Raw genomic sequence first — 25,864 nt, forward strand, 5'->3', positions numbered from 1 at the left:
GTCGGTTCGCAGCCATGGGCGCCTATATCCTCCGACGGCTGTTGCTGGTGATTCCGACGATTTTCGGCGTCATGCTGTTGAACTTCACGCTGATTCAGTTCGTGCCGGGTGGGCCGATAGACCAGATCATCGCGCAGCTTGAGGGCGAGGGTGATGTGTTTGCCGGAATCTCGGGCGGCGGGGGCGATAATGCCGCTGACACTGCAGATTTTGACGTTGGCTATCAGGGCGCGCGGGGCTTGCCGCCGCAGTTTCTTGAACAGTTGCAGGTGGAATTCAATTTCGCCCGCATCGTCTGTGAAGACGGCTTCACCGGCGAGCCAGACCTTGATGCGGTGGAATGTGTGGCCGAGGAAATCCCGATCCTCGAACGCTTTGGCCTGATGATGATGGATTACCTGCGTTTCGATTTCGGAGAGAGCTATTTTCGTTCGATCTCGGTCGTCGATCTGGTGATCGAAAAGATGCCCGTCTCGATCACGCTTGGCCTGTGGTCCACGATCATCGCCTACATGGTCTCCATCCCGTTGGGCATTCGCAAGGCGGTCCGCGACGGCACACGCTTCGACAGTGCCACGAGCGCGCTGATCATCGTGGCCTACGCGATCCCCGGGTTCCTGTTCGGGATCATTCTTCTGGTGGTGTTTGCGGGGGGGCGATATCTACAATGGTTCCCGCTGCGCGGCCTGACGTCGGACGGGTTCGAGGACATGAACCTGATCCAGCAGATCGGCGATTACTTCTGGCACATCACCCTGCCGGTGCTCGCTTCGACGATCTCGGCCTTCGCGACGCTAACTTTGCTGACGAAGAACAGCTTCCTTGATGAGATCAAGAAGCAATACGTTATGACCGCGAAGGCCAAGGGTCTGGGCGAGCGCAGGGTGCTTTATGGCCACGTCTTCCGCAACGCGATGCTGATCGTGATCGCGGGGTTCCCGGCGGTCTTCATCGGGGTCTTCTTCGGCGGGTCCCTAATTATCGAGACGATCTTCTCGCTGGATGGTTTGGGCAGGCTCGGCTTTGAGGCAGTGGTCAGCCGGGATTACCCGGTGGTCTTCGGCACGCTCTTCGTCTTCAGCCTGATCGGATTGACCGTCGGGATCCTGTCGGACCTGATGTATGTGTGGATCGATCCGCGCATCGACTTTGAATCGTTGGAGGGCTAGCGCGCCATGGCCCTTCCCTCTGACACCCCGCAGACGCCGCCCTTGCCCGAGCAGGAGCCAAGTGCCGCCGAAACCCATGGACGGGTGCAGGGCGACCGGAAGGGCTGGCTCAGCCCGCTGAACCGGCGCCGCTGGCGCAACTTCAAGCGCAACCGCCGGGCGTTCTGGTCGCTTTGGATTTTCCTGATCCTCTACGGCCTATCCCTTCTGGCACCGTACCTTGCCAATGATCGCCCGCTGCTGGTCAATTATCAGGGTGAGTATTTCACGCCGATCTTCAACTTCTACCCCGAGACCGCATTCGGTGGCGATTTCCGCACCGAGGCCGTCTACCGCGACGTGGAGGTCCAATGCCTGATCGTTTCCGGCGGGCTTGAAGACTGTTGGGACGATCCCGACGGCGTCATGGCCGAGGTCGAGGAGACCGGATTCTACAACGGCTCTGAGGTCAATCAGGGCTGGATCATGTGGCCATTGATCCCGCACAGCTTCAACACCATCGTGGATCGCCCCGGCGTGGCACCGGCACCGCCGAACGTGATCGGTTTCTGGTCCGATCCGGAACTGGACACCGCCGGGGAGCCGGTCCTTGACGACACCGGGCAGCCCGTGGCCAACACGCGCTTTGGCCTGCTGCCCGAGGACATTCGTGGCACCAACCTTCTGGGCACCGATGACACGTCGCGCGATGTGATGGCGCGGGTCATCTACGGGTTCGAATTGTCGGTCAGTTTCGCCCTGATCGTGACGTTCTGCACGTCGGTCATCGGCATCTTCATGGGCGCGCTTCAGGGGTATTTCGGCGGCCTTGTAGACCTGATCTGGCAGCGCATCATCGAGATTTGGAACGCCACGCCAAGCCTTTACGTGATCATCATCGTCGCGGCGATCTTCCCGATGAATTTCACGCTATTGGTGTTCCTGATGGTCTTCTTCGGATGGATGAACCTGACGGGCGTGGTGCGCGCGGAATTCCTGCGGGCGCGCAATTTCGAATATGTGCGCGCCGCCCGCGCGCTGGGGGTGGGCAACGGTACCATTATGTTCCGCCACATCCTGCCGAACGCTATGGTCGCCACTCTAACGTTCCTGCCGTTCATATTGACCGGTACGATTGCGGGGCTTGCGAGCCTTGATTTCCTCGGCTTTGGCCTGCCGTCCTCCGAACCCTCTCTGGGGGAGATGACCTTGCAGGCCAAAAACAACCTGCAAGCGCCTTGGCTCGGCTTCACTGCCTTTTTCACCTTCGCCTTCATGCTTTCGCTTCTGGTGTTTGTCTTTGAAGGCGTGCGCGATGCGTTTGACCCACGGAAGACCTTCTCATGAGCCGGCGCATTCTTGATTTCCGCGACCTCAGCGTCGACTTCACACAGGAAGGCAACACGGTGCGCGCCGTGCGGGGCATCTCGTTCCACGTCGAGAAGGGTGAAACGGTGGCTTTGGTGGGCGAATCCGGCTCCGGTAAATCGGTGACGGCCCTGTCGACCGTGGATCTGCTGCCGGGCTCAGCGCAGCTTGGCGGCTCGATCACGTATAACGGGACCGAGATGATCGGCGCCTCGGATGCCGAGCTGCGGCGCGTGCGCGGCAACGACATCAGCTTCATCTTTCAGGAGCCGATGACCTCGCTCAACCCTCTGCACACCATCGAAAAGCAGATGGCCGAAAGCCTCGTCCTGCATGGCGACTACACCTATCCCGGGTCGCTGAAACGGTTGGCCAGCACCATCGCGGGCGGCAACCCTGGGCCGGTGCTGTTGGCGGTGTTCGGCCTGTTATCCATCGTGCTGTTCTACGTTTTCGCGGTGATCCAGCCCGATGATTTTGGCCGGATCCGCGAACAGGTCGTTGACCTCGCCGGGACCGGCGGTGCCTTGATCTTTGCGGCCGGGAGCCTGATCGGGGCGATCCTTCAGGCAGCGATCTGGACGGCCATGATCGCGGTGCCGCTGCTTGTGGTACGGTTCATCTTGCGAGCGCTCGGGTTCACCGATGTGGTGTCCTCTGATTTGCGCTCGCGCGTATTGGATCTGTTGACCAAGGTCGGGATCCGTGATCCCGAAACCCGCTTGGGGGCCTATCCGCACCAATTGTCCGGTGGGCAGCGACAGCGTGTGATGATCGCCATGGCGCTGGCGAACGGGCCCGAATTGCTGATTGCGGATGAGCCGACCACGGCGCTCGACGTGACGATCCAGGCGCAGATCCTCGACCTTCTTGGCGATCTCAAACGCGCGGAACAAATGAGCCTTCTGTTCATAACCCATGATCTTGCGATCGTAAGGCGCATCGCCGACCGCGTCTGTGTCATGCAGGGCGGAGAGATCGTCGAGCAGGGCAAGACCGCCGAGATTTTCGACAATCCGCAACACCCCTACACGCGTAAATTGCTGGGGGCGGAACCGTCCGGAACGCCGGATCCGATATCCGGCGAAGCGGAGGAGATCCTCAACACCGACGAGTTGCGCATCTGGTTCCCGATCACGCGCGGTCTTTTGCGCCGAACAGTGGGTCATGTGAAGGCCGTCAACGCCGCCAGCATCAGCGTGCGGCGCGGCGAAACACTTGGCATTGTCGGTGAGAGCGGCTCGGGCAAGACAACGCTCGCGCTGGCGATCATGCGGCTGATCAAGTCGGAAGGCCCGATCATGTTCCTTGGCCGCGATCTGTCGGGGCAGGGGAAGGCGGGCCTGCGGGATGTGCGTCGCGACATGCAAATCGTGTTCCAAGACCCCTATGGTTCTCTGAGCCCTCGCATGACGGTCGAACAGATCGTTTCGGAAGGCTTGGTGGTGCAGGGGGTGGGCCCCCGTGAACGCCGGGTCCGCGTGGGTGAGATCCTTGAGGAAGTCGGTCTGGAGCGGGACATGATGCACCGCTATCCGCACGAATTCTCAGGCGGACAACGGCAGCGGATCGCCATCGCGCGCGCCATGATCCTGCGACCGAAACTTGTGGTGCTGGACGAGCCGACGAGCGCGCTCGACATGACCGTGCAGGTGCAGATTGTCGAATTGCTGCGCAAGCTGCAGAAGGATCACAACCTCGCCTACCTGTTCATCAGCCATGACCTGCGCGTCGTGCGTGCACTTAGTCACAAGGTGATCGTGATGAAACAAGGCGACGTGGTCGAAATGGGGGAGACAAGCGCGCTGTTTGATAACCCTCAACACCCCTACACGCGCGAATTGATGGCGGCGGCCTTGGGCGACCGGGCGGGCGCGGCCTAAATCGCCGACGAGTGACTGGCGGATTGGGTGCTGGTGTAGGCATCTATGTGCCGCGCGATGATCCGGGTCAACGGCGTTGACGCCTCAAGGATGCGGACACCTGTCTCGGTGCGTGTCACATGGCCGTCATACGCGCGCGCAAGGTCATCGAGGATCGGCGCGACCTTGGCTCGTTGCGCTGGGTTGATCTTGCGCAGATCATATCCAAAACCGCACATTAACTGCTCGATGATCTCGCTACGCAGAATGTCGTCCTTGGTCAGTACGTGGCCGCGCCCGGTCGGAAGATCCCCGGCCCGTACGGCCCTTTGATAGTTGGCGGTACTGGCGGTGTTCTGGACGAAGCCTTGCGGAAACTTCGAGATGGAAGACGCACCGACACCGATCAGCACGTCGCAGGTGTCGTCGGTGTAGCCCTGAAAATTTCGCCTCAGACGCCCCTGGCGCTCGGCTTCGGCCAAGGTATCGTTCGGTCGTGCAAAATGGTCGATGCCGATGCGGGAATACCCATCCCAGCGCAGGATTTCTTCGGCGGTCTCGAACAACGCCAACCGCGCCTCGGGCGCGGGCAGATCCTCGATCGGGATCAAACTCTGGCGTTTCGCCATCCAGGGTACATGCGCATATCCATAGAGCGCGACCCGGTCCGGGTTAAGCGATAGCAACATCTGCATGGAGGCCGTGATCCGCTCCTGCGTTTGCCGCGGCAGGCCGTAGAGAAGGTCGGTATTGAGTGAGGAAACGCCGCGCGCGCGAAGCCCTTCAACCGCACTGCGAGTGACCTCAAAGCTCTGCTCCCGCCCAATGATTTTCTGGATCTCCGGGTCAAAGTCCTGAACCCCGATGGAGGCGCGCCGCATGCCCGCGGCAGCCAACGCGTCGAGACGGGCATCGTCGATTTCGTTCGGATCGATCTCAACCGAGAACTCCACCGAATCGCTTACCCGAATGGATCCGCGGATCGCAGCGGCCAAACGGGTCATCTCGGAGGCTTTCAAAAGCGTCGGAGTGCCCCCGCCCCAGTGAAGTTTCGCGATTTCGACACCCTGCGGCAATATGCTGCTAAGGGATTGAATTTCTTGTATAAGAGTGTCGGTATAGGCGACCACCGGCCCCTCGGATTGCATGCCTTGTGTGCGGCATGCGCAGAACCAGCACAGCCGTCTACAGAAGGGAACATGCAGATAAAGTGACACTTTCGAGCCCGCCGGGATCGCCGCCAGCCAGGCGCGATGGATCTCGGGCGTGACATCGCCAGCAAAGTGGTTGGCAGGCGGGTATGATGTGTAGCGCGGGACATTGGCCTCAAAAAGACCATGCTGCCGCATTTGAAAATAGCGATCCATAGTGTACAACTTAAAGGCGTACGACACGCGCACATTGACATAGATCAAATTTGCGCGGGAACATCTGCAGGAGCGCGCCATGCAGCACACAGACTTCAAGCTCGAAAAGACCGATTGCTCGGCCTGCCCGATCCGTCACCGGGCCGTTTGTGCGCGATGCGATCAAGACGAGCTGGAACAGCTCAACGCCATCAAATTCTACCGCAGCTTCAAGGCCGGAGAGACGATTGTATGGGCCGGCGACGATCTGGATTTTGTTGCCTCGGTCGTTGGCGGTGTCGCCAGCCTGGCGCAGACGATGGAAGACGGTCGCAGGCAGATGGTCGGATTGCTGCTGGCGTCCGACTTCATCGGGCGTCCCAACCGCAAAGCCGTCGCCTATGATGTGACCGCAGTCTCTGACGTCACCTTGTGCTGTTTCCGGCGCAAGCCGTTTGAAGAAATGCTGATCGGAACGCCGCACATCAGCCAGCGGCTTCTCGAAATGACGCTGGATGAACTGGATGCGGCGCGTGAGTGGATGCTGATTCTCGGTCGCAAGACCGCCCGCGAAAAGATCGCCAGTTTCCTGTCCATCATCGCGCGCAGGGAGACGCAGGGAAAAGGTGGCGAAGTCGGAACCGATGTCGTGTTCGAATTGCCCCTGACCCGCGAAGCGATGGCCGATTACCTCGGCCTCACGCTTGAGACGGTCAGCCGTCAGATGTCGGGCCTCAAACGCGACGGTGTGATCCAGCTTGAAGGCAAGCGCCGTGTGCTTGTCCCGGATTTCAGCGTGCTCATTGATGAGACCGGTGATGACGCCGACGGTGGCGTTCTGTTCTGATCAAACGAACAAATTGCCCTTCCGAAGCGCCCCTCGCCGGGGCGTTTCTCGTTTTCTGACCCGCGCTTGACCCAGATCAAGGTCCGTCCTCCCCGAATTGTCGAAGAAGGGTCGAACAGAAAGCCCGCAATGTGTCCGGAACAGGCGCACGCGGGAGAAGGTGAAGGGACGACCGATGCTTGACTATTTGAAGCTCGCTATCCTTGGGCTGGTTACCGTTTTCGCGGCCATCGCGGCGAACTACGGGCACGACCTCGCCTACAAGGTCCATGCGTTAATCATTCTCGCGGTCGCCGGTGGCCTGTTCGTGTGGCAATTGCGCCGTACGGGCGAGCCTGCGGTGGCTGTACCAACAGGGGAATACATGGACGGGCCGGTCAGGGCCGCGGCCATTGCAACCGCCTTCTGGGGCGTTGTGGGGTTCCTTGCGGGGGTCTTCATCGCCTTTCAGCTCGCTTTTCCGGTGCTGAACTTCGAATGGGCGCAAGGGTATGCCAACTTTGGCCGTCTGCGCCCGCTGCACACAAGTGCGGTGATTTTCGCGTTTGGGGGCAACGCCCTGATCGCGGCGTGTTTCTACATCGTGCAACGCACAAGCGCTGTGCGGATGTGGGGCGGCAACCTCAGCTGGTTCGTCTTCTGGGGCTATCAATTGTTCATCGTTCTGGCCGCGACCGGCTATCTTCTGGGCTCGACACAGGGCCAGGAATACGCCGAGCCTGAATGGTACGTCGACCTGTGGCTGACCGTAGTGTGGGTTGCGTTCCTGCTGGTCTACCTCGGCACGATTCTGAAACGGAAAGAGCCGCATATCTACGTGGCCAACTGGTTCCTGCTCAGCTTCATCGTCACGGTCGCGATGCTGCACCTCGTCAACAACATGTCGATCCCGGTCTCGATCTGGGGCTCGCGCTCGGTGCAGGTCTTCTCGGGTGTGCAGAATGCCATGACGCAATGGTGGTACGGCCACAACGCCGTGGGCTTCTTCCTGACGGCGGGCTTCCTGGGGATGATGTACTACTTCATCCCCAAGCAGGCCGAACGTCCGGTCTACAGCTACAAACTGTCGATCATCCACTTCTGGGCCCTGATCTTCCTGTATATCTGGGCAGGCCCCCACCACCTTCATTACACTGCGCTGCCGGATTGGGCCTCGACCCTCGGCATGGTGTTCTCGATCGTCCTGTGGATGCCGTCGTGGGGTGGCATGATCAACGGCCTGATGACCTTGCAAGGGGCGTGGGACAAGCTGCGCACAGACCCCATCCTGCGGATGATGGTGACGTCGCTGGCCTTCTACGGGATGTCGACCTTCGAGGGGCCGATGATGTCGATCCGCGCCGTCAACTCCCTGTCGCATTACACCGACTGGACGATTGGCCACGTGCACTCCGGTGCGCTCGGCTGGAACGGCATGATCACCTTCGGAATGCTCTACTACCTGTTCCCGAAACTGTGGCACACACGGCTTTATAGCCTGCGCGCCGTAAGCTGGCACTTCTGGCTCGCGACCGTTGGCATCGTGCTCTACGCCGCGTCGATGTGGGTCACCGGGATCATGGAAGGCCTGATGTGGCGTGAAGTCGACGCGCAGGGTTTCCTCGTGAACTCCTTCGCAGACACCGTCGAGGCGAAATTCCCAATGTATGTGGTCCGTGGCCTGGGTGGGGTGTTGTTCCTCTCCGGTGCGCTGATCATGGCCTGGAACCTGTGGATGACCGTGCGGAGGGCCGATGCGCCTTCGTCCGCGGCTGTCCCGGCTGAATAAGGAGGGCTTGGACCATGGGTGTTCTTGACCAACACAAGAAAATCGAAACCAACGCGACCCTCCTATTGGCGCTCAGTTTCGCAGTTGTCACCGTTGGCGGTGTCGTGGAAATCGCTCCGCTGTTCTACTTGGAGAACACGATCGAGGATGTGGAGGGCATGCGCCCCTACTCCCCGCTCGAACTGGCGGGGCGCGAGATCTACATCCGCGAAGGCTGCTATGTCTGTCACAGCCAGATGATCCGCCCGATGCGCGACGAGGTGGAACGCTATGGCCACTACAGCCTTGCCGCCGAAAGCCAATACGACCACCCGTTCCAATGGGGGTCGAAACGGACAGGGCCGGATCTGGCCCGCGTCGGGGGGCGTTATTCGGACGAGTGGCACTATGACCACCTGGTCGATCCGCAATCGGTGGTGCCACAATCCATCATGCCGTCTTATGCCTTCCTCGCGGATCGCGAACTGACCGGCGAGCGTATCGGCGACCTGATGTCCACGCATGCGTTCGTGGGCGTCCCTTACACCGAGGAACAGCTGGAGCTGGCGTCGATGGACTTCATCGAACAGGCGACCGATTTCGGTGATCCCGGTGTGGTCGACCGCTACCCCGGCGCGCAGCAGCGCGATTTCGACGGCAACCCGGACGTGACCGAAATGGATGCGTTGATTGCCTATCTCCAGATGCTCGGCACGTTGGTCGATTTCTCGACCTTCACGCCCGAAGAGAGCCGGTAAGGGGGGCCAGCACATGGATTATGAATTCCTTCGCGGCCTGTCGGGAAGCCTCGGTACGATCTTTCTTGTCGTGAGCTTCCTCGGCTTCGTGCTCTACGCGCTGCGCCCCGGCTCCAAACGCGTGCATTCCGACAGCGCCGACATCCCTTTCCGCCATGACGATAGACCCGCGCGCGATGATGCCGGGCAGGAGGGCCAGCAATGACTGACCAGAACCATTCCAACCTCCACCCCGATGATCCGGACACCACCGGCCATGAATGGGATGGCATTCAGGAATTCAACAATCCTCTGCCGCGTTGGTGGTTGTGGTGCTTCTACCTGACCATCGTCTGGGCCGTCATCTATACGGTACTCTATCCGGCCTGGCCGGGGATCACCGGGGCGTCGTCGGGCGTGTTGGGCTATTCGACGCGGGCCGAAGTCGCCGAAGAGATCAATCGTTTCGATGCGCTCAACGCCGATCTTCGCACCCAATTGACCGAGGTGGAGCTTGCCTCCGTCAATCGCGAAGACACGCCCGATCTCTATAACTTCGCGCTTCAGGCCGGCGAAGCAACCTTCACCACCTGGTGTTCGCAATGTCACGGCGCCGGTGCTGCGGGGGTTCAGGCGGCGGGCTATCCGAACCTGCTGGATGACGATTGGCTCTGGGGCGGCTCGCTCGAAGATATCCAAGCCACCATCGCCCACGGCATCCGCAACGAAGACGACCCCGACGCCCGCTGGTCCGAGATGACGGCGTTCGAAGGCATCCTCAGCGACGAGGAAATCGGCCAGGTCGTCAGCTACGCCTTGGCTCTGTCGGACCCTGACGGCGACGGTTTGAACGCGGCGGGCTATGAATACGACGCAGCCCTCGCAGGCGCCGGAGAAGGTTTGTTCCTCGACAATTGCGCGGCTTGCCACGGCGATGCCGGGGACGGGGACCGTTTCCTTGGCGCGCCGAACCTGACCGATGCGATCTGGCTCTACGGCGGATCGCCGGAAGCGGTCGAAGAAACCGTGCGCCATTCCCGCTTCGGCGTGATGCCCGCGTGGTCCGGCCGCCTCAGCGAGGCTGAGGTCAACGCCACGGCCATCTACGTCCACGGTTTGGGGGGCGGCGAATAGGCCAAGCCCATGACCAACCAGAACACCGGCGGCGCAATTTGCGCCGTTGGTCCGGCGCCAGTTCCATGTCCTGTTCGCGCTTTACCCATGGAACTGGCGCTTCTTCGTATTTTCAAAGACTTGATCCACGTCAAGGTGCGCACCCCGCCTGTCCCCTAGACAGGATTGGCGAACAGACAGCTTTTCACAGGATAGCCTAGCCATGGCCTCGAACGACGCAGCGCCCAAGCTCTACGCCGCACAGGAACCCATCTTTCCCAAACGGGTCAGCGGCCCGTTCAGGAACCTGAAGTGGGCAATTCTGATCGTCACGCTTGGCATCTACTACATCACGCCGTGGATTCGCTGGGATCGCGGCCCATCCCTGCCCGATCAGGCGGTGCTGGTGGACCTTGGCAATCGGCGTTTTTTCTTCTTCTGGATCGAGATCTGGCCACACGAATTCTACTTCGTGGCGGGCCTTTTGATCATGGCGGGGCTTGGCCTTTTCCTGTTCACCTCCGCGCTGGGTCGCGTGTGGTGTGGCTATACTTGCCCGCAGACCGTCTGGACCGACCTGTTCTACACTGTGGAGCGCTGGATAGAAGGTGATCGCAACGCACGCCTGCGCCTGTGGAAGGCGAAATGGGATTTCCACAAATGGCGTTTGCGCGTCACGAAATGGATCGCCTGGCTTCTGATCGCGGTCGCAACGGGCGGTGCATGGGTGTTCTACTTTGCCGACGCACCCACACTCTTGCGCGATCTTCTGACGGGGCAGGCGGCCTTTGTGGCCTACGCAACCGTCGGCATCCTCACGGCAACCACCTTCCTTTTCGGTGGCTTCGCGCGCGAACAGATTTGCATCTACGCCTGCCCATGGCCGCGCATTCAGGCCGCCATGATGGACGAACACACCATCACCGTCGCCTACCGGGATTGGCGTGGAGAGCCGCGTGGCAAGGGCAACAAGCGCCGCGCCATGGCAGAGGCGGCCATCGAAAGCTCGCGTCTGGCCGGGCCGACGATCCGAGGCACAGAACCCGGCGCCACGTCCGCGCCCGAGGTTCAGGCCCCCGGCGATTGCATCGACTGCATGGCCTGCGTGAACGTCTGTCCTATGGGCATCGACATCCGCGATGGGCAGCAGATGGAATGCATCACCTGCGCGCTTTGCATCGACGCCTGCGACGAGATCATGGACAAGGTCGGCAAGCCGCGCGGGTTAATCGACTACATTGCCCTGACCGACGAGGCCAACGAACGTGAGGGTAACACCAAGGTGCCGGTGATGCGCCACATCCTGCGGCCCCGTACGATGGTCTACACCGCGCTTTGGTCCTTGATCGGGGTCGGCTTGGTGGTGGCACTTTTCATCCGGTCCGAGATCGACATGACCGTCGCGCAGATCCGCAATCCACAATTCGTGACCCTGAGCGATGGCTCGGTGCGCAACACCTATGACATCCGCATCCGGAACATGACGGCGGGCGACGCGGTCTTTCGTGTCGGGCTTACCTCCGACGACGTGCTGCGAGTAGATCTCGAAGGTAGTCAAGATCTTATGGTCGAGGTGCCTGCCGATGAAACACTTCTGCAACGTGTCTACGTGGTCGCGCGCCCCGAAGATGCTGCCGCCGCGCGCGAGCGCACGGATTTCCGATTCTGGATCGAAGGCTTTGGCACGGAAGAGCGTGCGTTTCAGGACACCACATTCTTCGGGAGGGGACCGCAATGACCGACGCAACCGAGCACAACGTAGATGATCGCAAGATCACCGGTTGGCATGTCGCCAGCATGTTTGTCGGGGGATTTGGCGTGATCATCGGCGTCAACATCTACATGGCGACCCAGGCCGTGGGCACGTTTCCGGGGCTGGAGGTCTCGTCAAGCTATGCCGACAGTCAGACCTTCGACGACCGTCGTGTCGCACAGGAAGCGCTGGGGTGGCACGCTTCGGTCGAAACCGATGCCGACGAACTCCGCCTGTCGCTGGTCGACGCAAGTGGGCGGCCCGTCTACCCGGCGCAGCTTGACGCGCTGCTCACCCGTCCGACGACCCGCGCCGATGATCAGATCCTTGAACTGACGCGCGGCGCGAATGGTGTGCTTGTGGCTCCAGCCGAGATTGGCGATGGGCGTTGGCGTCTGCGCCTGACCGGAACGGCCCGGGACGGCACCGATTACCGCCACAACATTACGTTCACCGTGAATCGGGATTGATCTGGCATGACTGCCTTTGCCGACCCGCAACACCCCTCGGCCTGTCCCGCCTGCGACGCGGTGCCTTTGGCCGAGCAGGTCGCAGGGGCGGCGTTGAAAGACGCGCGGCTGATGCTGGCCTTGCCGGGCATCCATTGTGCCGCCTGCATATCGGGGGTCGAACGCACGCTTGAGGCGCAGCCGGGCGTGCGTGCGGCGCGGGTTAACCTGACGCTGCGCCGCGCCTCCGTTGAGGCCGGGCCCGAGGTGGAGGCCGAAGCCCTTTGCGCCGCGCTGACCCAAGCGGGCTACGAGGCACATGAACTTGATCCCGGCATTCTCGCCGCAACCGAGGTCGACGCGCGCGGGCGCGCCCTTTTGATGCGTCTGGCGGTGGCCGTCTTCGCGATGATGAACGTCATGCTCTTGTCGGTCGCGGTCTGGTCCGGGGCCGATGGTGTGACGCGCGACATGATGCACTGGATCAGCGCGGCAATCGCAATTCCCGCTGTGCTGTTCTGTGGCCAACCGTTCTATTCTTCGGCTCTGTCTGCCCTGCGTGGACGTCGCCTGAACATGGATGTCCCGATCTCGCTGGCGATCGCGCTGGCTATCGGAACCTCGCTTTACGAGACGATGTTGTCGGGCGAACATGCCTATTTTGATGCGGCTATTGCGCTCTGCGCCTTCCTTCTGGCAGGCCGGTATCTGGATCATCGGACGAGGGCCAACGCACGCTCCGCAGCGCAGGAACTGGCCGCCCTTGAAGTGCCCCGCGCGCTGCGCCTGACCGGCGGCACCACTGAAACGGTCGCCGCCGCCGACTTGCGGCCTGGCGATCTGGTGCGGGTCTTGCCGGGCGGTCGTATCCCGGTCGACGGCCAAGTGACCGACGGGCACACCGAGTTGGACCGCTCGATCATGACCGGGGAGACCCTGCCTGCCGCCGCAGCCCCAGGTGACGCGGTCCATGCCGGCGAGGCGAACCTGACTGGGCCGATCACGGTCGAGGTGCGCGCAGCCGGCCGCAATACCGAATTGGCCCGCATCGGCGATCTGGTTGCCGTGGCTGAAGCGGGACGCTCGAATTACACATCTCTCGCAGATGCCGCCGCCAAGCTTTACGCGCCTGGGGTACATATCGTGTCTGCGCTCGCCGCCATCGGGTGGTTCCTTTACACGATGGATCTGCGTGTCGCCCTGAATATCGCGGCGGCGGTGCTGATTATCACCTGCCCCTGCGCTTTGGGCCTCGCCGTGCCAGCAGTGACAACGGCTGCTTCGGCCCGGTTGTTCCGCAAGGGCCTGTTGATCAAGAACGGCACCGCCCTCGAACGGTTGGCCGAGGTCGATACGGCGGTCTTTGACAAGACCGGCACGTTGACCGACGGCGCTGCGGAACCGCTGGACCTCAACGCGCTATCGTTGACCGAGGCGCAGGTGGCATTTGCGCTTGCCCAAGGCTCGTCCCACCCCCTGGCCAAGGCGCTGGCGGGTGGGCTGCAGGCCGCAGGAACATCTCCCGCACCGCTCACTGACATTCGCGAAATCGCCGGGTTCGGGGTCGAGGCGCAGTGGGGCGACACGCCTGTGCGCCTGGGTCGCGCCGGTTGGCTTGAGGCCGAACCGGCGGCCGAAACCGCAACCTACCTCCGCATTGGAAGGGAACCGGTACGCCCGATCCGCTTCGCTGACCAATTGCGTGACGGCGCGAAGGATCTGGTCCGCACGCTGAGCGATCGCGGGGTGCGGGTGCTCATGCTGTCGGGTGATGTCGCGCCCGCAGTCGAGGCGTTCGGCGCGCGCGTCGGGATCGATGAATGCGTGGCCGAGGCACGCCCGGACGCCAAGGCCGCGATGATCGAAGCACTGGCGCTGGACGGGGCCAAGGTCCTGATGGTCGGCGATGGCATGAACGACACGGCCGCGCTCGCGGCGGCACATGTGTCGATTTCACCTGCTTCGGCGCTGGAAGCCGCGCGGGCGGCGTCGGACATGGTGCTGACCGGTCGGAGCCTTGCCGCCGTTGCGGACGCGATGGATACGGCGCAGACCGCCCGCGGTCGGATCAAGGAAAACTTTACCATCGCCACGGCCTACAATCTGCTTGCGGTGCCCTTGGCCGTTGCTGGTTTGTGCTCGCCGTTGATCGCGGCGCTGGCGATGTCCACGTCGTCCTTGACGGTCTCGCTCAATGCGCTGAGGCTGCGCTGATGGATATCCTTGGCATATTGATCCCGGTCTCGCTGTTGATGGGCGGCGCGGGTCTGGTGGCGTTCTGGTGGATGCTGCGCAAGGGTCAGTTCGACGATCCCGAAGGCGACGCGCATCGCATCTTGCGCGACGATTACGACGACCAGCCAAAGTAGATCTGCGACGACCTGCGCGCGCTACATCACCTCGCTCGCCTCTCCGGTGAGCTTAGGGACCGAATGTCTCGCATGACACATTCCGCGCGCTTAACCGGGCACAGGCACGAGCGGCCTGTTCCTCGGTCATGCCCGCGAAACGCGCGTCGAACCCGCGACTGACCTGCACCACACGACGCAGGGCTTCATCAAAAGTGCCAAGCTCGGCCAATGCCGTGCGTAGCAGAAGGCGTTCGGCGGCATGGTGTGTCGTCTGCGGTCCCAGTGACACTCCGAAAAGGCGTGATCCGGTCGACGCGGCGCGCGTTACGACCTCGGGTTCCGGGGCAGGGCGCGATGGGATGGCAGGTGCCGCGGCCACAACCTCTGGCTCAGGCGTTGCCTCCGGCTCGGCTGCAACCTCGGGTTCAAGTTCCGCCTCAAGCTCCGCCTGCGGGTCAGGACGCGGGGCGGGGCGGGGCGCGTCGTCCACCGCATTCAAGGCCGCTTCAACGGCAGCAGCGATTTCCGGATCAGCGTCCGTTGCCTGCGTCAGAGCTTCCCCGACAGCATTATTGATTGCGGCCAGCACCTCTGCATCGACCCCTTCATGGGCGTCCCCGTTGGGGCGCATGGAGGGCCGGATCGAGGATTGCGGGGCACGCTGCCCCGGGGGCCTGTGCGACACGCCAGCGCTGGCGTCGTCGGTGTAGGTCGGCAAGGATGGCGTGCGCAGCGCGACATGCGATGGTGCACGTTCGAACCCCATATCCAGCAATTCCATCACCCGCTCATTGCGCCAGGCCGTGCTGCGCCCCCCGAAAACGGTCGCGATAATGCGTTCCTCGCCGCGCTGCGCCGAGGCCACAAGGTTGAAGCCCGCCGCCCGGGTATAGCCCGTTTTGATCCCATCCGCGCCGCGATACTGGGTCAAAACCACGCGGTTCGTGTTGCGCACCTGGGCGATGCCCGCGTCGGCCGTGATGCGAGAGAACAGGTTGTAATACTGCGGGTAATCGTAAACCAGCCGCCGCCCCAACATGGTCATATCGCGCGCGGTGCTCAGGTGACCGTCTTCGGTCAGGCCGTGGGCGTTGCGAAAGGTGGTGCGTGTCATGCCAAGGGCGATGGCCGTGCGGTTCATCCGGCGGGCGAACGCGGCCTCCGAGCCGGAAAGCACCTCGCCAATGGCGGTCGCGGCATCATTGGCCGACCGGACCGCGGCGGCCCGGATCAGATACCGAAACCGGATTGTCGAGCCTGAGCGCAGGCCAAGTTCCGACGGCGGCTCGGCGGCGGCATTGGCGGAAATCGTGACCTCGGTATCGAGCGTGATCTCACCCAAACGGATGGCCTCGAACGCGATGTAGATGGTCATCATCTTGGTCAGTGACGCAGGATGCAGGCGCGTATCGGCATTGCGCGAATGCAAGACCTCGCCGTTGCGGGCGTCCATGACCATGGCGGCATAGGGAGCGGCCAGAGAAGGGGATGTCCCGCCAAACGCCAATGCAACGCCCAAAAGGGCGACGTAAAAAAACCGTACGAACATGATGTGCTCTATCTGCCTCGGGTGCCGTCTATTGCGGCGATTGACCATGATCCTAGGCGAAACGATTCCCAAAATCCATGGCGGAGTGGTTAATTTCCCAATGTCTGAAAGGAATTGGCAGATGTGGTCCTTGGAGCAACACATGGGTCAAAATCTGGGTGTGGTGATGTGATCGGACGCATGGCAGCGCGCGCTCGAAGCTGCTACAACCACAGCGCGTATTGCCAAAGGACTGCCGCCCCATGAAAGACCTGATCGACGACCACAAATCCCGCGCTTCAACCTGGTTCCGAAGCTTGCGTGACGACATTGTCGCGGCGTTTGAATTGCTCGAAGACACGCAAGGCGGCGATGCGGCAGCGGGCCGATTCGAGATCACGGAAACCAAGCGCACGGGCGACGATGGCGGTGACGCTGGCGGTGGCCTGATGAGCGTCATGCGCGGCGGTCGCGTGTTCGAGAAGGTCGGCGTCAATGTCTCGACCGTCTACGGCACTCTTGGCGAACGTGCGCAGAAAGCCATGGCCGCGCGTGGCGTGCCGGGGATGGAAACCGACCCGAGGTTTTGGGCCTCGGGCATCAGCCTTGTGGCGCATATGCAAAACCCCCGCGTGCCCGCGGTCCACATGAACACGCGCATGTTCTGGACCCCGAATGCGTGGTGGTTTGGCGGCGGATCCGACCTCAACCCCGCGATCGAATACGCGGATGACACCGCCTTTTTTCACGCTGTCCTGAAAGAGCATTGTGACAAACACGACCCCGCGTATTACGACAAGTTCAAGGCTTGGGCGGATGAGTATTTCTACGTCCCGCACCGCCATCGCGCGCGCGGCGTCGGCGGCATTTTCTACGACGATCTGAACACGGGCGATTGGGAGGCGGATTTCGCCTTCACCCAAGATGTCGGCCGTGCGTTTCTGCCCGCTTATCTGGGCTGCGTTGAAAAGCGGCGACACGAGGCGTTCACCGATGCGGACCGCGAAGCGCAGCTGGTCCATCGCGGCCTTTATGCCGAGTACAACCTTGTCTACGACCGTGGCACAAAATTCGGGCTGGAGACTGGCCACGATGCCAATGCCGTCCTGATGAGCTTGCCACCGATTGCCAAGTGGACCTGAGGCGCGTTCCGGGTCCATAAGCGCCCCATGACGACCCGTCCGGACCTTGCGCAGATCGATGTTCTGGTGCCGAATTTCAAACGGCGGCTCAGTGGCGTCACGGCCACCATCGTGCGGCTTGTGCCCCTACAGGCAAGGCAAATGGCGGTGAGTGCGGTGGCACCTGATATGCCCGATCACGTGCCCAACATCTTGCCTTGGCACCTGCTGACCATGCCCCGGCGCGGCCCGTCCGGCGCGCGGATCTGGCATGCCCGTCGCAATACCGAGATGCTGGCCGGGCTGCTGCTGAAATATGTGCTGCGGAAACGCCTGAAACTGGTCTTCACCTCTGCCTCGCAGCGCAAGCATACGGGATACACAAAGTGGCTCATCGACCGGATGGACCATTTGATCGCCACCTCGCAAAAGACCGCCGGATACCTTGAGCACCCGGCCGATGTTATCTTGCATGGTATCGATACGGATCAATTTACCCCCTCCCATGACCGGACGGCCCTGCGGGCGCAGCTCGGCCTGCCGGACAGTGTTCTGGTCGGATGTTACGGTCGCATCCGCGCCCAAAAGGGCACCGGTGATTTTCTGGAGGCGATGATCCCCCTTATGGCCGACCGGCCCAGGGTGCACGCCCTGATCATGGGGCGCGCGACCGAAAAGCATGCGCAATACGAACGGGACCTGCGCGCCAGCGCCGCGCAAACAGGACTTGGCGACCGCATTCACTTTCTGCCCGAGGTGCCCGTGCAGGACATGGCCGATTGGTACCGCGCGCTTGACCTGTTCGTCGCCCCGCAGCGTTGGGAGGGTTTTGGCCTGACGCCACTGGAGGCGATGGCCTGTGCCGTGCCGGTCGTTGCGACAAAGGTCGGGGCTTTCCCGGAGTTGATCACCCCATCCGTTGGCACGCTTGTCGATGCGCAGGACGCCTCAACCATGGCCCAAGCTATTGCCGCTTTTCTCGACAATACCGCGCATCGTGAGGCTGCAGGGCAGGCGGCGCGCGGCCATTGCGAGACCAGTTTCGCACTGGAGCGAGAGGCCGACGCGCTTCTAGCGATCTACACGCGGCTCCTGGCCGAAGACTGACGCCCCTTTTCCCGCCCCGGCAGACCCGCTACATGACACTGCGCCCGCATCTGGATGAGGTCGATGGCACACCCACCCCGCAAAACGCGCCAGGAGCGGCGCCTGTCCAACCACGCAAGGACCGCGCGATTGGGGTGCGTATATTCATGACCGACCGCATGTGGCCAATTCACGTGATCAACCTGGCCGAAAACACGGTGCGGCTGGACAATGTGCGCCGCCAACTGGACGCGCAGGGGTTGGCCTTCGAGCGGATCGACGCGGTAAACGGTTGGGCGCTTTCCGAGCAAGACATTACGCAGGTCTATGATGCGAAAAGAAACCGTAGATACGCGCGCCATGACCTCGTTCCCGCCGAGATCGGCTGCTACCTCAGCCACATCGACGCATGGAAACGTATTGCCGAAGGAGATGGCGCGGGTGGGTTTATCTTCGAGGATGATTTCGAGACCGATGACACCCTGGCCGAGGTTTTGGCCGCTTTGGCCGGCGACGGCGGGACGGATTGGGATATGGTGAAACTGTTCACATTCGATCCTGACGCCGCGCTTGTGGCCGAGCGTGAATTGCCCGGCGCGCTTCGCCTTGTGGTGCCATACCGGGTGCCGACGTGTTTGATCGGCTATGGCCTGACCCGCGATGCGGCGCGCAAACTGGTGGACCGTGCCGTGCCGTTCTTTCGTCCGGTGGACGAGGATCAGAAGTATTTCTGGGAAACCGGCCTGCGGGTTGCGCTGGCACTTCCCGCCCCGATCAAAGTCGGGGATCAGCAGACCACGACCGGCACCATCGGCGACGCCCGTCGCGCCGCGTCAAAGGGGGGGCTCTGGCGCGCATGGCGGGGCTTGCGGACGCAATTGACCTATCAGCTCAAGCTGCGCTGGTATCGCTGGAAGGGCATCAGATGACCGCGCCAAGGGTGCTTCACATCCATTTCGGCAAAGAAGGCGGCGCGGAACGCTTCTTTGTCAACCTCGCCAAGGCGCTGGACCGGCGCGGGGTCGAGCAGCGATTTGCCATTCGCCCCAACCGATCCTGGGCGGCGGAGGTCAGCGCGCTTGGGCCGACCATTTACGACAATTACCGCTACGCCTCGCTCAAGCGCTTCTATCTTGAATGGCGGTTGCGGCGCCTTTGCCGCACGTGGCGGCCCGATGCGATCCTCGCGTGGATGCCGCGTGCTGCCCGCGCCATTCCGGATTGGCCTGATGCCGTGAAGCTCACACGGCTTGGCGATTTTCCGAGACATCTGGATCATTTCAGCCACTGCGATGCGTTGATCGGCAACACGCCCGACATCGTCTCACATTGTGAACGCAATGGGTGGCGCCGCCCCGGTTTGGTCATCAGCAACTTCGCGCGGCCCGTTGTGCCCGCCCCGGTGGCGCGCGCCGCGCATGACACGCCCGAGGATGCGTTCCTGATTGCGGCGGCGGGGCGTTTTGTGAACCGCAAGGGCCTCGACCTCGCGATCCGGGCGACGGCGCGGATCGATGGCGCTTACCTGTGGTTGATCGGGGATGGCAAGGAACGCCCGGCGCTTGAGGCGCTTGCCTCGGCGGAAGGCGTGGCCGACCGCACCCGGTTCATTGGTTGGGTGGATGAACCCGTGCACCACCTTGCCAGTGCCGACGCCGTTGCCTTCCCGTCACGGCATGAACCGCTTGGCAATGTCGTGCTGGATGCGTGGCAGGCAGGCGTCCCTGTGGTGGCCAGTCGGTCCGAGGGGCCGGGTTGGTTCATGCGCGATGGGATCGATGGGATCATGACAGACATCGATGATCTCGATGCCACGGTCGATGGGTTGAAAGCGCTCAAGGCCGACCCCGACCTGCGCCGCAGATATGCTGCGGCAGGGCCCGCGCGCTTGGCCGAAATGTTCAGCGAAGACGCCGTGGTTGACGCTTATCTGGCTGCTTTCCGGGGTGAGTTCGAGACGTGAAGGTGTTGGTCATAAACCTCGCGTCCGAAGCCGAGCGCATGGCGTTTCAGGAAGCGCAACTGGGCACCCTTGGCCTTGCGTTCGAGCGGGTCAATGCCGTCACCCCCGATACGCTGAGCCCCCCCGCCAATGATCGGTACTGGTCGCGTTGGGAACGCCCCCTGCGCACCACCGAAATGGCCGCTTTCGCCAGTCATCGCGTGGCTTGGGAACGCGTCGCGGCCTCCGACACCCCGCACATGGTGCTGGAGGATGACGCGTTTCTCATGCCTGGCGCAAAGGGTCTTCTTGCGACGCTGACGGACCTGCCGCAGGCCGAATTCGTGACGCTTGAAACCCGGGGTCGGCGCAAACGCATCGCGCGCGATCCGCACCCGCATGCGCCCATCCATCGCCTCTGGCAGGATCGCACTGGGGCCGCGTGCTACGTGCTTTGGCCGGGGGCGGCGAAGAAGCTGCTGACGCGGGCGGCCCCTGCGCCGGGGCTTGCCGATGCCGTACTGTGTGCCGCGTATGAATTGCAGGCGTGGCAAGCCGTGCCGGCCTTGGCCTGCCAATTGGATCGCTGCGCGGCAGAGGGCCTGACCCCGCCGATTGCAACCGAAAGCGCCATCGGGCGAGAAGACAAGCCGCGTGCCAAGCCAAGCGTGGTGCAGAAACTCCGCCGGATCACCTCGCAATTGCGCATGGGTCTCCGTGCGCTGGCCCATGTACGGGCCGAGAGCACAATTGTTGACCTAAAGCGAGACTAGCCGCGGATCGCTTCCAGAAGGCGATGCACGTTTTCGGGATCCGCATCCGGCGTGATGCCGTGGCCAAGGTTGAAGATATGCGGCCCGCCCTTGAGCGCGTCGCAGATCCGCCGTGCCTCCGATTGCAGCTTCTCGCCGCCGGTGACCATCAGCTTGGGATCGAGATTGCCTTGAACGCAGCCGTCCTTTTGCAAATGTTCCGCCGCCCAGGTCGCATCGACCGACGTGTCGATGGCCAGCGCATCGGAGCCGACAGCCTCGGCAAATCCGATGTACTTGTCGCCCGCTTCCCGTGGGAAAGCTATGATCGGCAGGTCCGGATGGCGCGATTTCAACTCCGAAATGATCCGCTTCGCAGGGGCCAGCGCATAGCGGTCAAAGGCATCACCCTTCAGCGAACCGGCCCACGAATCGAACAGTTTCACAACCTCGGCCCCGGCCTTCACCTGGCAATCAAGGTATTCGATCGTGGCTTCGGTTAGCAGGTCCATCAACGCATCAAACGTCGCTGGATCGCCCTCGCGCAGCTTGTGTGCTGGCGCCTGATCCGGCGTGCCGCGCCCGGCGATCATATAGGTCGCCACCGTCCATGGCGCGCCCGCAAATCCGATCAACGTGGTCTCTTTCGGCAATTCCTGCGAAAGGATCTTCACCGTCTCATAGACCGGGGCGAGGTGTTCGTGGATATCATCCTTGCCCTTCATCCGGCCCATGCCGGACGCGTCGGTGATCGTCGATAGGCGCGGGCCCTCACCTGTCACAAACCACAAATCCGCACCGAGAGCCTGCGGGATCAACAGGATATCGGCGAACAGAATCGCCGCATCGAAGCCATAGCGCCGGATCGGCTGCAGCGTGACCTCGGCGGCAAGTTCGGGGTTATAGCACAGCGACAGGAAATCTCCGGCCTTCGCACGGGTGGCGCGATACTCGGGCAAATACCGCCCCGCTTGCCGCATCAGCCAGACCGGCGGCACATCTTGAGTCTCACCGGCGAGCGAGCGCAGTAGTTTTTTCTTGTCGGACATGGGACTTAACCTCAGGGTCGTAATGCGAGCCTCGATACTCTCCTTAAAAGTGTCAGGCAACCACCCGTTGTCAACCCAAGTTGACACCGCTAGAGAGGAATCATGACGACCGACTTGCCCACCCCCGCCGCACCCCTGCGCATTGGCACCCGTGGTTCCCCACTGGCGCTGGCTCAGGCCCATGAGACACGCGCCCGACTGATGGCTGCCTTTGATCTGCCTGAAGCGGCATTCGAAATCGTCGTCATCAAGACGACCGGTGATGACCGCAGCCTGATCGAACGCGACATCGCGTTGAAAGAATTGGGCGGTAAGGGCCTTTTCACCAAGGAAATCGAAGAGGACATGTTGTCGGGAAAGATAGACATTGCGGTTCATTCGATGAAGGACATGCCGGTGGATCAGCCGGGCGGCCTTCTGCTGGATTGCTACCTGCCGCGCGAAGATGTGCGTGATGCGTTTGTTTCGCTGGAGCACGACAGCCTTGCAGCCCTTCCCGAAGGTGCCGTTGTCGGCTCGTCGAGCTTGCGGCGGCGTGCGCAGCTGGCCGCGCGACGGCCCGATCTGAAGGTGGTGGAATTTCGCGGCAATGTGCAGACCCGCATGAAAAAGCTTGGCGATGGCGCGGCTCAGGCCACGTTCCTGGCCATGGCGGGCCTGCGGCGGTTGGGGATGACCGAGGTGGTGAAATCCGCGCTCGACACCACCGACATGCTGCCCGCTGTTGCACAAGGCGCCATCGGCATCGAACGCCGCGCCGATGACAGCCGCACCGCCGCCATGCTCGACGCGATCCACGATGGCCCGACCGGGCAACGGCTTGCGGCGGAACGGGCCTTTCTCAAAGGGCTTGACGGGTCGTGCCAGACTCCCATAGCGGGTCTCGCGGAGCTTGATGGCACCACCCTGCGCCTGCGTGGCGAAATCCTGCGCCCCGATGGGTCCGAAGTGTTGACCGACGACCGAACCGCCCCTGTGGAAGACGGCGCGAAATTGGGGGCTGAAATGGCCGCCGACCTGCGACAAAAGGCGGGGCCGGGCTTTTTCGACTGGCACTGATCTGCCCCAAAAATGCCTTTGAAACGACCGCTGCGGACCGTTGCAGCACACTCGGCCCCATGGCATGGTCCGCCAAATTTTTGGCCGAGCAGAGGCAACCATGAAGATTGAAGAAACAGGCTTGCCGGGCCTTGTGGTGATCACGCCGCCGCGCTTCGGCGATGAACGCGGCTTTTTCAGTGAAACCTACAGCGCCGCGAAGCTGGCCGAGCATGGAATCACGACCGAATTTGTGCAGGACAACCATTCCCTTTCCTCCGATGCGAACACCATCCGCGGCCTGCATTTTCAAGGCCCGCCCCACGCGCAGGCCAAATTGGTGCGGTGTGGGCGTGGCAGGCTTTGGGATGTCGCGGTCGATATTCGGCGCGGCTCGCCCACATATGGCCAGCATTTCGGGATTGAACTGACGTTTGAGAACGCCCGCCAACTTCTGATCCCGGCAGGCTTCGCGCACGGTTTCATCACGCGCGAGCCGGGCACCGAGATCATCTACAAATGCTCGGACATCTACGCCCCCGACACCGAAGGCGCACTGATCTGGAACGACCCCGACATCGGGATCGACTGGCAAGTCAACGGCGATCCGATCCTGTCCGGGAAAGACGCGCAGGCAGGTGGTCTTGACGATCTCGACACCCCTTTCACTTACGAGGCTGCATCATGAAATTGCTGGTAACCGGAGGGGCGGGGTTCATCGGCTCTGCCGTCGTGCGGCTGGCCGTGGAACGCGGTCATGAGGTGATCAACCTCGACGCGCTGACCTATGCGGCGTGCCTCGACAACGTGGCCTCGGTCGCAAGCTCGAACCTTTATGCGTTTGAAGAGGCCGACATCCGCGACCGCGCGGCGCTCGACCGCATCCTGTCGACCCATAATCCCGACGCGATTTTGCACCTTGCCGCCGAATCCCATGTCGACCGGTCCATCGATGGGCCCGCCGCCTTCATCGATACCAACATCACCGGCACCGCCACCCTTCTTGATGCCGCGCGCGCCTATTGGGAAGGGCAGGGGCGACCAGAAAGCTTCCGCTTCCACCATGTCTCCACCGACGAGGTGTTCGGCACGTTGGGCGAGACGGGCCTCTTTACGGAAGACACGCCTTACGATCCGCGCAGCCCCTATTCCGCGTCGAAGGCGTCTTCCGATCACCTTGTCCGCGCTTGGCATGAAACCTATGGCATGCCGGTCGTTCTGACGAATTGTTCCAACAATTACGGCCCCTATCACTTCCCCGAAAAGCTGATCCCGGTCGTGATCCTGAAGGCTCTCGCCGGCGAGCCGATCCCGGTCTATGGCACCGGCGAAAACGTGCGCGATTGGCTCTATGTCGAGGATCACGCCGACGCCCTTCTGACCGTATTGGAAAACGGCGACGTTGGGCGCAGCTATAACATCGGCGGCCATAATGAGATGCGCAACATCGACCTTGTGCGTACGATCTGCGCCCTGCTCGACGAACGTCGCCCCAAGGCCACGCCCCATGCTGACCTGATCACCTTTGTAACCGACAGGCCCGGCCATGACATGCGCTACGCCATCGACGCCTCCCGCATTCAGGCAGAGCTTGGCTGGAAGCCCTCCGTCACCGTCGAAGAGGGTCTGGCGCAAACCGTCGATTGGTTCCTCGAAAACGAAGACTGGTGGCGCGCGCTGCAGGACCGTGAAGGTGTTGGCCAACGCCTCGGAACAAAAGCATGAAGCTGCTGGCGTTCGGGCAAACCGGACAGGTCGCGCAAGAGCTTGCCATGCTGGGGGTGCAGACCCTCGGTCGGGCCGAGGCCGATCTGACGGATCCGCTGAAATGCGCGGCCCTGATTGCCGCCAGCGACGCCGACGCTGTGATCAATGCCGCCGCCTACACCGCCGTCGACAAGGCCGAGGAGGAGGAGGCGCTGGCCCATAAGGTCAACGCCGAAGCGCCCACCGCAATGGCGCAAACCTGTGCCGCCAAGGGCATCCCCTTTGTCCACATCTCCACCGATTACGTGTTCGAAGGCTCCGGCACGACACCGTGGCAGCCCGACGATGCCACCGGCCCGCTTGGCGCCTATGGGCGCACCAAGATGGCGGGCGAGGAAGGTGTGCGCAACGCGGCCGGCCCCCATGCGATCCTGCGTACATCTTGGGTGTTTTCCGCCCATGGTGCGAATTTCGTCAAGACCATGCTGCGGCTCGGGGCGGACCGCGACCGCCTCACCATCGTTGCCGATCAGATCGGCGGCCCAACGCCCGCCCGCGATATCGCGCAGGCCTGCGTCACCATCGCAAAGGCGCTGGTGGACGACCCCGCGACATCGGGTACCTACCATTTCTCGGGCGCTCCGGACGTGTCCTGGGCCGATTTCGCGCGGGCGATTTTCGTCCGTGCCGGGTTGAAGTGCCAGGTGGAAGATATCCCAACCTCCGCCTACCCGACACCGGCAAAACGGCCCCCCAATTCGCGCATGGATTGCGCCACGACCGAGGCCACGTTTGAGGTTCCGCGCCCTGATTGGCGCGCTGGCCTCGATGCTGTGATGCACGATCTTTCGCAAAGCTGAGTTGTCTTCAGCTGCCGTTAACGCCTGATGTGGCATGGGTCTTGGCGTCGGTGTGTGATT

24 protein-coding genes are annotated in these 25,864 nt (G+C 62.2%); 21 read left to right on the plus strand and 3 right to left on the minus strand.

The window, feature by feature from the left end:
- Window positions 1-14 precede the first annotated feature (14 nt).
- From V8J83_RS12920 to V8J83_RS12930, 3 genes are read left to right on the plus strand one after another with little or no spacing between them, the layout of a single operon-like run.
- A complete protein-coding gene (locus V8J83_RS12920; protein ID WP_339986803.1) occupies window positions 15-1,169 on the plus strand; it encodes a microcin C ABC transporter permease YejB in 1,155 nt (384 codons plus the stop codon).
- Window positions 1,170-1,175: 6 nt separating this feature from the next.
- Window positions 1,176-2,495, plus strand: coding sequence for an ABC transporter permease (locus tag V8J83_RS12925; RefSeq protein ID WP_339986804.1), 1,320 nt, complete (start codon window positions 1,176-1,178; stop codon window positions 2,493-2,495).
- Window positions 2,492-4,399, plus strand: a complete 1,908-nt coding sequence (locus V8J83_RS12930; RefSeq protein ID WP_339986805.1) for an ABC transporter ATP-binding protein — start codon at window positions 2,492-2,494, stop codon at window positions 4,397-4,399. Before V8J83_RS12925 ends, V8J83_RS12930 begins: the two co-directional genes overlap by 4 nt.
- Here V8J83_RS12930 and hemN read toward each other — a convergent pair.
- Entirely contained in the window at window positions 4,396-5,745 is a 1,350-nt protein-coding gene (gene hemN, locus V8J83_RS12935) for an oxygen-independent coproporphyrinogen III oxidase (RefSeq protein ID WP_339986806.1), read from the minus strand. The two genes, V8J83_RS12930 and hemN, sit on opposite strands and share 4 nt — an antisense overlap.
- Before the next feature lie 79 nt (window positions 5,746-5,824).
- Here hemN and fnrL point away from each other — a divergent pair, with 79 nt between their 5' ends.
- The 9 genes from fnrL to ccoS all read left to right on the plus strand — a co-directional run bounded on the left by fnrL (window position 5,825) and on the right by ccoS (window position 14,739).
- Window positions 5,825-6,571 (plus strand): transcriptional regulator FnrL, encoded by a 747-nt coding sequence (gene fnrL, locus V8J83_RS12940; protein ID WP_339986807.1) that lies wholly within the window; start codon window positions 5,825-5,827, stop codon window positions 6,569-6,571.
- A gap of 175 nt (window positions 6,572-6,746) precedes the next feature.
- Window positions 6,747-8,339: a cytochrome-c oxidase, cbb3-type subunit I gene (gene ccoN / locus V8J83_RS12945; RefSeq protein WP_339986808.1), complete on the plus strand. Its 1,593-nt coding sequence runs from the start codon at window positions 6,747-6,749 to the stop codon at window positions 8,337-8,339.
- 14 nt (window positions 8,340-8,353) lie between these two features.
- The gene (ccoO, locus tag V8J83_RS12950) at window positions 8,354-9,076 is read left to right on the plus strand and encodes a cytochrome-c oxidase, cbb3-type subunit II (RefSeq protein ID WP_339986809.1); all 723 of its coding nucleotides are present in this window, start codon (window positions 8,354-8,356) and stop codon (window positions 9,074-9,076) included.
- A 13-nt stretch (window positions 9,077-9,089) separates the two neighbouring features.
- The gene (locus V8J83_RS12955) at window positions 9,090-9,281 is read left to right on the plus strand and encodes a cbb3-type cytochrome oxidase subunit 3 (protein WP_339986810.1); all 192 of its coding nucleotides are present in this window, start codon (window positions 9,090-9,092) and stop codon (window positions 9,279-9,281) included.
- Entirely contained in the window at window positions 9,278-10,189 is a 912-nt protein-coding gene (ccoP, locus tag V8J83_RS12960; protein WP_339986811.1) for a cytochrome-c oxidase, cbb3-type subunit III, read from the plus strand. Before V8J83_RS12955 ends, ccoP begins: the two co-directional genes overlap by 4 nt.
- Before the next feature lie 202 nt (window positions 10,190-10,391).
- Window positions 10,392-11,906 (plus strand): cytochrome c oxidase accessory protein CcoG, encoded by a 1,515-nt coding sequence (ccoG, locus tag V8J83_RS12965; RefSeq protein ID WP_339986812.1) that lies wholly within the window; start codon window positions 10,392-10,394, stop codon window positions 11,904-11,906.
- Window positions 11,903-12,391, plus strand: coding sequence for a FixH family protein (locus V8J83_RS12970; RefSeq protein ID WP_339986814.1), 489 nt, complete (start codon window positions 11,903-11,905; stop codon window positions 12,389-12,391). The genes ccoG and V8J83_RS12970 overlap by 4 nt, the downstream gene beginning before the upstream one ends.
- A gap of 6 nt (window positions 12,392-12,397) precedes the next feature.
- On the plus strand, window positions 12,398-14,584 hold the full coding sequence (locus tag V8J83_RS12975; protein WP_339986815.1) for a heavy metal translocating P-type ATPase: 2,187 nt from the start codon (window positions 12,398-12,400) through the stop codon (window positions 14,582-14,584).
- Complete coding sequence (gene ccoS / locus V8J83_RS12980; protein WP_339986816.1) at window positions 14,584-14,739, plus strand: cbb3-type cytochrome oxidase assembly protein CcoS; 156 nt, start codon at window positions 14,584-14,586, stop codon at window positions 14,737-14,739. The genes V8J83_RS12975 and ccoS overlap by 1 nt, the downstream gene beginning before the upstream one ends.
- 52 nt (window positions 14,740-14,791) lie before the next feature.
- Here the strand turns inward: ccoS and V8J83_RS12985 are convergent, their stop codons facing one another.
- Window positions 14,792-16,270: a D-alanyl-D-alanine carboxypeptidase family protein gene (locus tag V8J83_RS12985; RefSeq protein WP_339986817.1), complete on the minus strand. Its 1,479-nt coding sequence runs from the start codon at window positions 16,268-16,270 to the stop codon at window positions 14,792-14,794.
- Between the two features lie 242 nt (window positions 16,271-16,512).
- On the opposite strand from V8J83_RS12985, the gene hemF reads away from it, so the two are divergent.
- Genes hemF through V8J83_RS13010 form a run of 5 tightly spaced genes read left to right on the plus strand, consistent with a single transcriptional unit; the run spans window position 16,513 to window position 21,171 of the window.
- On the plus strand, window positions 16,513-17,391 hold the full coding sequence (gene hemF, locus V8J83_RS12990) for an oxygen-dependent coproporphyrinogen oxidase (RefSeq protein WP_339986818.1): 879 nt from the start codon (window positions 16,513-16,515) through the stop codon (window positions 17,389-17,391).
- A gap of 27 nt (window positions 17,392-17,418) precedes the next feature.
- Window positions 17,419-18,477, plus strand: coding sequence for a glycosyltransferase family 4 protein (locus V8J83_RS12995; protein ID WP_339986820.1), 1,059 nt, complete (start codon window positions 17,419-17,421; stop codon window positions 18,475-18,477).
- A 32-nt stretch (window positions 18,478-18,509) separates the two neighbouring features.
- Window positions 18,510-19,385 carry a glycosyltransferase family 25 protein gene (locus tag V8J83_RS13000; RefSeq protein ID WP_339986821.1) on the plus strand — a complete coding sequence of 292 codons (876 nt, stop codon included), beginning with the start codon at window positions 18,510-18,512 and terminating at the stop codon, window positions 19,383-19,385.
- Complete coding sequence (locus tag V8J83_RS13005) at window positions 19,382-20,419, plus strand: glycosyltransferase (protein ID WP_339986822.1); 1,038 nt, start codon at window positions 19,382-19,384, stop codon at window positions 20,417-20,419. The genes V8J83_RS13000 and V8J83_RS13005 overlap by 4 nt, the downstream gene beginning before the upstream one ends.
- On the plus strand, window positions 20,416-21,171 hold the full coding sequence (locus V8J83_RS13010; protein ID WP_339986823.1) for a glycosyltransferase family 25 protein: 756 nt from the start codon (window positions 20,416-20,418) through the stop codon (window positions 21,169-21,171). Before V8J83_RS13005 ends, V8J83_RS13010 begins: the two co-directional genes overlap by 4 nt.
- Here V8J83_RS13010 and hemE read toward each other — a convergent pair.
- The gene (gene hemE / locus V8J83_RS13015) at window positions 21,168-22,199 is read right to left on the minus strand and encodes a uroporphyrinogen decarboxylase (protein WP_339986824.1); all 1,032 of its coding nucleotides are present in this window, start codon (window positions 22,197-22,199) and stop codon (window positions 21,168-21,170) included. The two genes, V8J83_RS13010 and hemE, sit on opposite strands and share 4 nt — an antisense overlap.
- 102 nt (window positions 22,200-22,301) lie before the next feature.
- On the opposite strand from hemE, the gene hemC reads away from it, so the two are divergent.
- The 4 genes from hemC to rfbD all read left to right on the plus strand — a co-directional run bounded on the left by hemC (window position 22,302) and on the right by rfbD (window position 25,804).
- Window positions 22,302-23,258, plus strand: a complete 957-nt coding sequence (gene hemC / locus V8J83_RS13020) for a hydroxymethylbilane synthase (RefSeq protein ID WP_339986825.1) — start codon at window positions 22,302-22,304, stop codon at window positions 23,256-23,258.
- Window positions 23,259-23,358: 100 nt separating this feature from the next.
- Complete coding sequence (gene rfbC, locus V8J83_RS13025; RefSeq protein ID WP_339986826.1) at window positions 23,359-23,925, plus strand: dTDP-4-dehydrorhamnose 3,5-epimerase; 567 nt, start codon at window positions 23,359-23,361, stop codon at window positions 23,923-23,925.
- A complete protein-coding gene (gene rfbB / locus V8J83_RS13030; protein ID WP_339986827.1) occupies window positions 23,922-24,962 on the plus strand; it encodes a dTDP-glucose 4,6-dehydratase in 1,041 nt (346 codons plus the stop codon). Before rfbC ends, rfbB begins: the two co-directional genes overlap by 4 nt.
- On the plus strand, window positions 24,959-25,804 hold the full coding sequence (gene rfbD / locus V8J83_RS13035) for a dTDP-4-dehydrorhamnose reductase (RefSeq protein WP_339986828.1): 846 nt from the start codon (window positions 24,959-24,961) through the stop codon (window positions 25,802-25,804). Before rfbB ends, rfbD begins: the two co-directional genes overlap by 4 nt.
- Window positions 25,805-25,864: the final 60 nt, after the last annotated feature.

The organism is Gymnodinialimonas ulvae, assembly GCF_037543845.1.
GTDB lineage: Bacteria > Pseudomonadota > Alphaproteobacteria > Rhodobacterales > Rhodobacteraceae > Gymnodinialimonas > Gymnodinialimonas ulvae.

Bases quoted from the DNA above. Each gene is read 5' to 3' on its own strand.
- V8J83_RS12920 (WP_339986803.1), top strand. From the start codon at position 15: ATGGGCGCCTATATCCTCCGACGGCTGTTGCTGGTGATTCCGACGATT.
- V8J83_RS12925 (WP_339986804.1), top strand. From the start codon at position 1,176: ATGGCCCTTCCCTCTGACACCCCGCAGACGCCGCCCTTGCCCGAGCAG.
- V8J83_RS12930 (WP_339986805.1), top strand. From the start codon at position 2,492: ATGAGCCGGCGCATTCTTGATTTCCGCGACCTCAGCGTCGACTTCACA.
- hemN (WP_339986806.1), bottom strand. From the start codon at position 5,745: ATGGATCGCTATTTTCAAATGCGGCAGCATGGTCTTTTTGAGGCCAAT.
- fnrL (WP_339986807.1), top strand. From the start codon at position 5,825: ATGCAGCACACAGACTTCAAGCTCGAAAAGACCGATTGCTCGGCCTGC.
- ccoN (WP_339986808.1), top strand. From the start codon at position 6,747: ATGCTTGACTATTTGAAGCTCGCTATCCTTGGGCTGGTTACCGTTTTC.
- ccoO (WP_339986809.1), top strand. From the start codon at position 8,354: ATGGGTGTTCTTGACCAACACAAGAAAATCGAAACCAACGCGACCCTC.
- V8J83_RS12955 (WP_339986810.1), top strand. From the start codon at position 9,090: ATGGATTATGAATTCCTTCGCGGCCTGTCGGGAAGCCTCGGTACGATC.
- ccoP (WP_339986811.1), top strand. From the start codon at position 9,278: ATGACTGACCAGAACCATTCCAACCTCCACCCCGATGATCCGGACACC.
- ccoG (WP_339986812.1), top strand. From the start codon at position 10,392: ATGGCCTCGAACGACGCAGCGCCCAAGCTCTACGCCGCACAGGAACCC.
- V8J83_RS12970 (WP_339986814.1), top strand. From the start codon at position 11,903: ATGACCGACGCAACCGAGCACAACGTAGATGATCGCAAGATCACCGGT.
- V8J83_RS12975 (WP_339986815.1), top strand. From the start codon at position 12,398: ATGACTGCCTTTGCCGACCCGCAACACCCCTCGGCCTGTCCCGCCTGC.
- ccoS (WP_339986816.1), top strand. From the start codon at position 14,584: ATGGATATCCTTGGCATATTGATCCCGGTCTCGCTGTTGATGGGCGGC.
- V8J83_RS12985 (WP_339986817.1), bottom strand. From the start codon at position 16,270: ATGTTCGTACGGTTTTTTTACGTCGCCCTTTTGGGCGTTGCATTGGCG.
- hemF (WP_339986818.1), top strand. From the start codon at position 16,513: ATGAAAGACCTGATCGACGACCACAAATCCCGCGCTTCAACCTGGTTC.
- V8J83_RS12995 (WP_339986820.1), top strand. From the start codon at position 17,419: ATGACGACCCGTCCGGACCTTGCGCAGATCGATGTTCTGGTGCCGAAT.
- V8J83_RS13000 (WP_339986821.1), top strand. From the start codon at position 18,510: ATGACACTGCGCCCGCATCTGGATGAGGTCGATGGCACACCCACCCCG.
- V8J83_RS13005 (WP_339986822.1), top strand. From the start codon at position 19,382: ATGACCGCGCCAAGGGTGCTTCACATCCATTTCGGCAAAGAAGGCGGC.
- hemE (WP_339986824.1), bottom strand. From the start codon at position 22,199: ATGTCCGACAAGAAAAAACTACTGCGCTCGCTCGCCGGTGAGACTCAA.
- hemC (WP_339986825.1), top strand. From the start codon at position 22,302: ATGACGACCGACTTGCCCACCCCCGCCGCACCCCTGCGCATTGGCACC.
- rfbC (WP_339986826.1), top strand. From the start codon at position 23,359: ATGAAGATTGAAGAAACAGGCTTGCCGGGCCTTGTGGTGATCACGCCG.
- rfbB (WP_339986827.1), top strand. From the start codon at position 23,922: ATGAAATTGCTGGTAACCGGAGGGGCGGGGTTCATCGGCTCTGCCGTC.
- rfbD (WP_339986828.1), top strand. From the start codon at position 24,959: ATGAAGCTGCTGGCGTTCGGGCAAACCGGACAGGTCGCGCAAGAGCTT.